7 protein-coding genes and 1 pseudogene are annotated in these 8,947 nt (G+C 59.5%); 7 read left to right on the forward strand and 1 reads right to left on the reverse strand.

Going from position 1 to position 8,947, the window contains the following annotated elements:
• The first annotated feature begins 48 nt into the window (after window positions 1–48).
• Genes K7431_RS28040 through K7431_RS28060 form a run of 5 tightly spaced genes read left to right on the forward strand, consistent with a single transcriptional unit; the run spans window position 49 to window position 5,944 of the window.
• Window positions 49–1,632 (forward strand): ABC transporter substrate-binding protein, encoded by a 1,584-nt coding sequence (locus K7431_RS28040; protein ID WP_012723453.1) that lies wholly within the window; start codon window positions 49–51, stop codon window positions 1,630–1,632.
• Complete coding sequence (locus K7431_RS28045; RefSeq protein ID WP_012723454.1) at window positions 1,629–2,606, forward strand: ABC transporter permease; 978 nt, start codon at window positions 1,629–1,631, stop codon at window positions 2,604–2,606. Before K7431_RS28040 ends, K7431_RS28045 begins: the two co-directional genes overlap by 4 nt.
• Window positions 2,606–3,433 (forward strand): ABC transporter permease, encoded by an 828-nt coding sequence (locus K7431_RS28050; protein ID WP_012723455.1) that lies wholly within the window; start codon window positions 2,606–2,608, stop codon window positions 3,431–3,433. The genes K7431_RS28045 and K7431_RS28050 overlap by 1 nt, the downstream gene beginning before the upstream one ends.
• On the forward strand, window positions 3,430–5,076 hold the full coding sequence (locus K7431_RS28055; RefSeq protein WP_012723456.1) for a dipeptide ABC transporter ATP-binding protein: 1,647 nt from the start codon (window positions 3,430–3,432) through the stop codon (window positions 5,074–5,076). Before K7431_RS28050 ends, K7431_RS28055 begins: the two co-directional genes overlap by 4 nt.
• The gene (locus tag K7431_RS28060; RefSeq protein ID WP_012723457.1) at window positions 5,069–5,944 is read left to right on the forward strand and encodes an alpha/beta fold hydrolase; all 876 of its coding nucleotides are present in this window, start codon (window positions 5,069–5,071) and stop codon (window positions 5,942–5,944) included. Before K7431_RS28055 ends, K7431_RS28060 begins: the two co-directional genes overlap by 8 nt.
• On the opposite strand, the pseudogene K7431_RS28065 reads toward K7431_RS28060, so the two are convergent.
• Window positions 5,932–6,081, reverse strand: a pseudogene (locus K7431_RS28065) (helix-turn-helix domain-containing protein); the annotation flags it as partial. The gene K7431_RS28060 and the pseudogene K7431_RS28065 sit on opposite strands and share 13 nt — an antisense overlap.
• 323 nt (window positions 6,082–6,404) lie before the next feature.
• On the opposite strand from K7431_RS28065, the gene K7431_RS28070 reads away from it, so the two are divergent.
• Together K7431_RS28070 and K7431_RS28075 are read left to right on the forward strand one after the other, a co-directional pair.
• Window positions 6,405–8,465: an ATP-binding cassette domain-containing protein gene (locus tag K7431_RS28070; RefSeq protein WP_043206189.1), complete on the forward strand. Its 2,061-nt coding sequence runs from the start codon at window positions 6,405–6,407 to the stop codon at window positions 8,463–8,465.
• A gap of 14 nt (window positions 8,466–8,479) precedes the next feature.
• A partial coding sequence (locus K7431_RS28075) for a glycine betaine ABC transporter substrate-binding protein (RefSeq protein ID WP_370636187.1) occupies window positions 8,480–8,947 on the forward strand: 468 nt, incomplete at its 3' end.

The raw sequence follows: 8,947 nt of genomic DNA on the forward strand, positions 1-8,947 counted from the left end.
ACAACGCTTGCAAAACCCTCGTTATATTTTTCAATTCGAGGAGACTCCATGCGCTCATTCTCTTTCCGCCGTGCCCTCACGTCCGTGGCACTGTGCACCACGTTGTTGGCCGGCCAGGCTCAAGCGCAACCCCAGGAGGGCGGGGTGCTCAACCTGGTGGCCCAGCCGGAGCCGCCCTCGCTGATGCACGGCGTAGTCAGCCATGTGTCGACCCAATACGTGAGCGGCAAGGTGCTCCAGGGCCTGCTCACCTTCGACACACACCTTGCGCCCAAACCGGTATTGGCCAAAGCCTGGACTATCTCCCCTGACGGCCTCACCTATACCTTCGACTTGCAGGACTGCGTGCACTGGCACGACGGTCCAGCGTTCACCGCCGATGACGTGGTGTTCAGCTTCCAGACCTTCTACCCCGAGGTGGACAAGCGCCTTGGCGGTATCATCACCGAGTACGTCGAGAGCATCACCGCCAAAGGTACGCTGCAGGTGGTCTTCCACCTGAAGAAACCTTTCGCACCGTTGCTTTCGGCCTTGGGCAGCGGCTTGCGCCCGGTGGTGCCGAAGCACCTTTACGAGAACACCGACTTTCGTAACAACCCCTATAACCTAAAACCGGTGGGTACCGGGCCGTTTGTGTTCGTCGAGTGGAAACGAGGCGCCTATATCAAACTGGCTAAGAACCCCAACTACTGGAAAAAGGGCCTGCCGCACCTCGACAGCATCATCTTCCATGTCATTCCTGATGCCTCTTCGCGTGCCGCCGCGTTCGAGCGTAACGACGTGCAAGTGCTGCGCAGCGGCGATGCGGATTACTCAGACCTTAAGCGCCTAACCGCCTTGCCCGATGTGCAGTCGTCGGAGAAGGGCTGGGAGTTGTACTCGGGTCTGGCCTTCCTGCAAATCAACACGCGCAAGCCACCGTTGAACAACCTCAAGGTGCGCCAGGCGATCCTGTCTGCGCTGAACCGACAGTTCATCGTCGATAACATCTTCTTCGGCTCGGGCAAGGTCGCCCAGGGGCCGTTTGTGTCCAGCTCGCCTTACCACGATCCCCAGTTGCCGCAGTACGCCTATGATGTGAAAAAGGCCAAAGCGCTGATTGCCGAATCCGGCGTTGATGCCGGCGCGGTGCGCATTCGCCTGCTCAATGGCGAGAAGGGTGGTGCCTGGGAGCGCCTGGCCGAATACACCAAGCAGTCCTTGCAGCCCCTGGGTTTCAAGGTGCAGGTGGTGACGTCCGACGCGGCGACCTGGTTCCAGCGCGTGAGCGACTGGGACTTCGACCTGACCTACAATTTTATCTTCCAGATCGGCGATCCCTACCTGACCAGCGCCTATCTGTTCCGCTCCGACTACATACTCAAAACTTCTCCGTTCGCCAACGTCAGCGGCTACAACAGCGCAGAGGCCGATGCCTTGTGGGCGAAAGTCGCCGATACCCCGGAAGGCCCGGAGCGCAAACAGCTCTACAGCCAGCTGGAGAACCTGCTGAACACCGACCTGCCCATCGCACCGATCTTCGAAATGCGTTACCCGACGCTGTTTCACAAACAGGTGAAAAACCTGCTGCAGACCGCTACCAGCCTTAATGAGGACTACGAGAGCGTGTACCTCGAGGCCCTGACGCCATGAACGGCGTGTTGTATTTCAGCGGGCGGCTCGTCAAGGCGTTGCTGATGGTGGTGGCGGTGCTGGTGCTGAGTTTCCTGCTGATTCGACTGGCGCCGGGCGATCCTGCATTGCTGTTGGCCGGAGAGGCAGGAGTGGACGATGTGCAGTTTATCGAGCAACTGCGCCAGACCATGGGCCTGGATAAACCGTTGCTCCAGCAGTTGCTGATATACCTGGGCAATATCGTCCACCTGGACCTGGGTTATTCCTACCGAAATCAGACCTCGGTGTGGTCGCTGATCGCCGAGCGGTTGCCGGCGACGCTGGCATTGATGGGCTCAGCCTTTGTAGTTTCTTCCGTGCTCGGCGTGACCTTAGGTGTGCTGGCGGCGCGGGCACGGCAGAAGCGGCATTGGCTGGACGGCGTGATCTCCCATGGTGCTTTGTTGCTGTACGCGATGCCGCCGTTCTGGCTGGCGATGCTGATGATTTTGCTGTTCTCCGTCAGTCTGGATTGGTTGCCGGCGTTCGGTATGGAGACCGTGGGCCGGGACTTCTCGCTGCTGGATCGCCTGCGGCATCTGTTGTTGCCGTGCCTATCCCTGAGCGTGCTGTTTCTGGCTCTGTATATCCACCTCACCCGAGCCGCCGTGCTCGATGCTCTTGGTCAGGAATACGTACGCACTGCCCACGCCAAAGGCCTGTATCCACGGCGGATTCTGTATGTACATGTGTTGCGCAATGCACTGCTGCCGGTGGTGACTTTCGCTGGTTTGCAACTCGGCCAACTGGCCAGCGGTGCGTTACTGGTGGAGGTGGTGTACTCCTGGCCTGGCATTGGCCGCTTGATGTATGACTCATTGGCCCAGCGTGACTACGGTGTGTTGATGGGCGGCTTTCTGGTGATCTCGATTTTGGTGGTGGGCTTCAATGTGTTGACCGATGTGATTTGCCGTTTGCTCGACCCACGTATTGGCGCTGGAGGACAGGGCTGATGGCGGTGCTCACACGCTTTATTCACCAGCCGTCGGCGCTGGCCGGCGCGGTGTTTTTGCTGGTGTTAGCAGCACTAGCGACTGCCGCACCGTGGCTCACCAGTAGCTCGCCCTGGGAAATGAACACCCAGCCGATGCTACCGCCGTTCCACGATTCGGCGCACTGGCTGGGCAGCGATATGCTTGGCCGCGACCTCGGCAGCGGCTTGCTCTACGGCGCCCGTGTGTCCCTGGCCGTGGGGGTGTTGACCAGTCTGGCGACCTTGCTGGTGGGGCTGCTCGTCGGCGCTGTCGCCGGTTATTTTGGTGGATGGCTCGACGGCGCGCTGATGCGGATCGCCGAGTTCTTTCAGATCATTCCGCAGCTAGTGTTGGCGGTGATCCTGGTGGCGGTGCTGGAGCCGTCCCTGGGTTCCATCGTGCTGGCGATTTCGCTGGTAGCGTGGCCGGGCGTCGCGCGGCTAGTGCGCAGCGAATTCCTTACCCTGCGACAACGTGAGTTTGTGCAGGCGGCGCGGGTGCTGGGGCAATCGCCATTAGGCATCATCAGCCAACAAATCCTGCCCAATGCCTTGGCGCCGTTGTTGGTGACCATGACCTTTGTGATGGCCACTGCAGTTCTCACCGAAGCCGCGTTAGCGTTTCTCGGCCTGAGCGACCCTGAGGCCATGAGCTGGGGTTACATGATCAACGCATCACGTGGGCTGCTGCGGGATGCCTGGTGGATGAGTTTCTTGCCGGGGGTGGCGATTGTGCTGTGCGTGCTGGCCGTGAACCGGGTGGGCGAAGGCCTGCGCGTGGCCTTTGAACCGGGGAGGTCGCTATGACGTTGCTCAGTGTGGAAAACCTGCGTATCGCCTTGCCGGCCGGTGCCGACCGCAGTCACGCGCTGTATGACCTGTCGCTGCAATTGCGCAGCGGCGAATGCCTATGTGTAGTGGGCGAGTCCGGCTCGGGCAAGTCGATGTTGGCCAAGGCATTGTTGCGCCAGTTACCGACGCCGCTGAGCGTGGAAAGCGGGCGACTGGTGTTTCGTGATGAAGACCTGGCGAAGCTCAGTGAAACCGCGATGCGCCAGCTGCGCGGGCGAGATATAAGCATGGTGTTCCAGGAGCCCATGAGCGCGCTGAACCCGCTGCTGCGCGTGGGTGAGCAGATCGATGAAACCCTGCGCGCCCACGGGGTGAAATCGGCCCAGGAGCGTCGCCGACGGGTTGTGGAGTTGCTGGGTTATGTCGGCCTGCCCGAGCCTGAACGCCTGCGCCTGGTCTATCCCTTTGAGCTCTCCGGTGGCCAGCGTCAGCGCGTGGTCATCGCCATGGCGTTGGCGTTCGATCCCTCGTTACTGATCGCCGACGAACCCACCTCGGCGCTGGATGTGACCACCCAGGCGCAGATCATCGATCTGTTACGCAAGATTCAACAGGATAAGGGCATGTCGCTGTTGTTCATCACCCATGATTTCGCCGTGGTCGAGGCCATTGCCGACCGCGTGCTGGTGCTGGAAAAAGGTCAACTGGTGGAGCAGGGCAGCGCCCATCAAGTATTGCGCAAGCCTCAGGCGCTTTATACCCAGCAACTGCTGGCAGCGGTCTGGGCGCAACCTCGGGCCCCGCGCACGACGGTGGACGGGAGTGTGGTGCTCAAGGCCGAGCAACTCAATAAAGTGTTTCGCAGCAACAGCGGTTGGTGGCGCAAGCGTGCCACCCAGGCCCTGGCGCAGGTTCAGTTGACCCTGCGCGAGGGTGAAACCCTCGGCATTGTTGGGGAGTCAGGCTCGGGGAAATCCACTCTGGGGCGTTGCCTTGTTCGGCTGCTACGTGCTGACAGTGGTCAAATTCAATGGCTGGGTCAGGATGTAACGGCGCTTTCCGAAGGGCGTTTGCGAGCATTGCGTAGCGATGTGCAGATGATTTTCCAGGACCCGTTTGCCTCGCTCAATCCGCGCCAGACCGTCGGTCGTATCGTCATGACCGGCCCGCTGGTACAGGGGCACTCAAAGGCCGAGGCCGAGCGGCGCACGCGCTCATTTTTGGCGTTGGTTGGGCTACCCGCCACGGCGTTCGAGCGCTATCCCCATGAGTTCTCCGGTGGCCAGCGCCAACGTATCGGTATCGCCCGTGCCTTGGCTGTGGAGCCGAAAATACTCATCGCGGACGAATGCGTTTCCGCTCTGGATGCGCTGATCCAGGTACAGATTCTCGAGTTGCTTGAAGACCTGCAACGTCGGCTCAAGCTGAGCATTGTGTTCATCACCCACGATTTGCGAGTGGCCGCCAGACTGTGTGATCGCATTGCCGTGATGCAGGGCGGGCATGTGGTGGAGCAGGGGGAAGCGGCAACGCTACTGGTCCATCCGCAACACGCTTATACCCAGACCTTATTGCGTGGTTTCTCCAGAACCGTCCTCCCTTCGACAGTCACTCCTCAAAACCTTGAATTCAAAGAGGCTTGTCCCACTCATGGCTGATTTACACGCATTTTCTGATTTACCTCTGGTGCGGGGCGAGCGGGTGGAAATCCGTCCAGGACGGTACCTGAGCATCGCTTATCAACCAGGCACGCATCAGGCAGATACAGTCTTGTTCTTCGGGCATGGTGGTGGTGGTCACAAGGATCAATGGCGCGAGTTATGGCAGTCGTTGTCCGATCAGGGATACAGCCTGGTGGCGTGGGACCTGTTGGGGCACGGCGATAGTGAAAAGCCGCGCCAGCCGCAGGCCTATGCCTGGTCGGAACTGGTGGCAGATCAGCTGGAAATACTGAGCCGCTACGCTGCACGTCGGAATGTCCTGGTTGCACATTCCTTTGGTACCGGACTGGGGTTGAGTGCCTTGCTGGAGCTTCCACGCAGGTTGCCGCAGGTGACCATAGATGGCGCCCTGTTGCTAGGCACACAACTGCATCGCCCGTTGAGCCGTGGTGGTCTGATGTCTCTGCCTGCCTGGGTGTTGGAGCTGCTGCGGCCGTTGCTGGCCAAGGGCTTTCGTCAGCGTGCGTGGCACTCCGCAGCCGATCCCCGGCTGGTGGCCTACGAGGAAAACCTGACCCGTCGCAATCGTCTGTATGTGTTCAAGTCTCTACTGCAAAACGCCCAATGGCCCGACGCCGATGCCCTGGCCCGACTGACGTTGCCGACTTATGTGTTAGCGGGAGACAGCGACGGGCTGACGCCCTCCAGTGGGGGTGAAGCGCTCGCCCGACAGCTGCCAACGGGTAGCTTTGAGGTGTTGGAGCGGTGTGGTCATCAATTGATGTTGGAGCGGCCTGCGCAGGTGCTGGCGGCGTTCCAGAGGCTGATGAAAAAACTTGATCAGCGTCCAGGTTCGTCCGGTTGAGCTGGCTTCAGTTGATAAAGCGCGCAGCTGAGAAATGCACCGTTGGCGCTGACCAGGCGTTTGCTCCGGCTCGCCGACAACACGGCCACGCCTTCGAAAGCCCAATGCTCGAGAAAGGCGGTCTCCGACACTTTTATAACTATAAATTCATATTTTTTACTTATTGATACCTTTTAGTTATTTTTATTTTAATAATCAGACGCAGATAGACGGCGTGAGAAGGCTTAAGTTAATTCCAAAAAGATATTTATTTGTTCTTTTTAAGATCGATTAGCTTTATGTCTGTGGAAAGCGTTGCGCTCCCTGCGCGGCGCTTTTTTTGCTTCAGGACACGGTGTTCGGATCATGGCCTGAGGCTCAGCCAATTTTCTACTCTGGGGCGAGCGCGTTGCCCGCATCCAGGGGTCGCTTGCCCGGAGCTCCTGTGACACTTATTCAAACCTCTTTGGCAACTGCCCGGATCGACTCATCTCAACAGCGTGCGCAACCCTCCAGCGATCACGCCAATGAGGCCGATGTTGTGCTTGAGTTGCGAGACGTCACCAAAGCCTATCTGCGCAAAGGTTCGTCAGTGCTGCCGGCCGTCAGCAATGTCAGTTTGAAGGTGCGGCGCGGTGAAGTTTTGTGCCTGATGGGCACATCAGGAAGCGGGAAATCCACGCTGCTGCGGCATATCAATCGCTTGATTGAGCCCTCGAGCGGCGATGTCTTGATCGAAGGGCAGACCATCAGCGGTTTGAGCCACAAAGCTTTGCGCGACTTGAGATCGCGCCGCATCGGGATGGTGTTCCAGCATTTTGGCCTGTTGCCCCATCGTACGGTGCTGGACAACGTCGCGCTGCCCCTCGAATTGCGTGGTGAACCCGAGTCGATTCGTCATGCTGCGGCTATTCTGCAGTTGCGGGCGGTAGGTCTGGAGGGGTGGGGCGAACATTATCCCCATGAGTTGTCCGGTGGCATGCAGCAACGGGTTGGCCTGGCACGCGCATTGGTGACTGATCCCGACATTCTACTGATGGACGAGCCGTTCAGTGCGCTGGATCCGACCATTCGACGCGATCTGCAAAGTCATTTCCTGGCACTGGTGCATGAGCGCGGTATCAGCACATTGCTGGTCACCCATGACCCGGCCGAAGCCATACGCCTTGCTGACCGCATCGCAGTGCTGCGCCGAGGACGGCTGGTGCAATTGGGCACGCCCAAACAGTTGCTCGAGCATCCGGTTGACGCCGAAGTTGCGGACTTTTTCCGGGACTTCAATTCAACCCATACACCCCTTCACAGCGTCGACAGCGTTGGCCTTCAGCCCCCAGAAACCGCTCCTCGTGGGCCGCACGTCCAGCCCGGCTTGCGCGGGTGGCAGGCATTGTTGCTGGGGCCTGCTGCGCTTGCTGCGAGAGGCAAGGGCGGTTTGTTTTGGCTCGGCTTCGCCGTTGAGCTCGCAGCGCTAGCGGCACTGGCTCAGGGCATTGCCACTTCATCATGGCTGGCGATTCTGGCGGCGGTGATGGTGTTCGCGGCCAGTCGTTTCACAGCGCTCTCGTTGAGCCGCCAGCCTGTGCTACGCAACGTATCGGGTTGGGGGCTGCCTTTGGCTGTGCTGGTGGTCAGTCAGGCACTGGTGATCTGGCGCGTCGTCACACCTGACGCCACTGGTGTGTTGCTGCAGTTCCCGGTCAATCGCCAGGCCTTGCTGCTGGCGGCACAGAGCATTGATGAATTCATTGGCTGGTCGCAGGTGACGTTCGAGGGTGCATTCGTCGGCGTGATCGTTGCCGTTCGCACCGTCATCGAAGGCATTGAAAACCTCCTAGGTTGGTTGCCATGGCCGGTTTCGGCACTGACGCTGGTGTTTCTGGCGTGGCGTTCAGCTGGCTTGCCGCTGGCACTGACCAGCAGCGCAGCCTTGTTGTACATCGGCCTGTTTGGCTTTTGGGAGCGAACCATTGCCACGCTGGCGCTGGTCGGTTCTTCGGTACTGATTGCCCTGGTCATTGGCGTACCCACCGGCATCCTGCTGGCGAAGCGTCCGCTTTTACGGCGGGTGATTACGCCCCTGCTGGACGTCATGCAGACCCTGCCGACGTTTGTGTACCTGATTCCTGCCGTGGCGTTCTTTTCTGTCGGCAAGACCCCCGCCGTGATCGCGACCGTGATTTTCGCCCTGGCGCCGATGATTCGTCTGACGTCGCTGGGTATCCAGGAAGTTGCGAAGGATGCTGTCGAAGCGGCGGTGGCACACGGTGCCAGTCCTTGGCAGACCCTGATCAAGGTGCAACTGCCCTTGGCTCGCCGCTCGCTGTTATTGGGGATCAACCAGACCATCGTCATGAGCTTGTCGATGGTGGTGGTCGCTGCCCTGATCGGCGCCGGCGGCCTGGGTTATGACGTGATGACGGCGCTGCGCAACATCAAGGGCGGCGAAGGCGTGCTCGCCGGCGTGGCGATCGTCCTGTGTGCACTGATCCCTGACCGAATCATTCAATCGAGCTTGCGCAAGCAAGACCACCGGCACAACTAACTGAGAGATTTATCGTGAAGACACATCTGTCGCGTACCTTCGGTGCGGCCGCATTGCTGGCATCCTTGATTCTCCCGGCCACCGTCTTCGCCAAGGACAAAATTGTCATTGGCGAGCAGAACTGGACGGGGGCTATCGCCATTCAACACATCCTTGGTGAGGTAATCAAAAGCCGACTGGATGGCGATGTGTCGTATCTGGCCGGGGATGTCGCGGTGCTGTTCAGCGCAGCCGCCAAAGGCGATGGTTCGGTCGACGTACTGACCGATATCTGGCTGCCTAACCAGTCGGCAGCCTGGGCTAAATACGTCACGGGCGGCACCCGGTCCTTGGTGCCGAACACTCATCCGTATGCGGGCGAACAAGGGTTTTACATTCCCGGTTATTTGCAGGACAAGTACGGGGTCAAATCCATCTACGACCTGAAAAAACCTGAAGTGGCCAAGCTCTTTGAGCCACTGGGCGGCGGTAAGGCTGAGTTG

This window comes from Pseudomonas fluorescens group sp., assembly GCF_020093335.1.
GTDB classification, from domain to species: Bacteria; Pseudomonadota; Gammaproteobacteria; order Pseudomonadales; family Pseudomonadaceae; genus Aquipseudomonas; species Aquipseudomonas petroselini.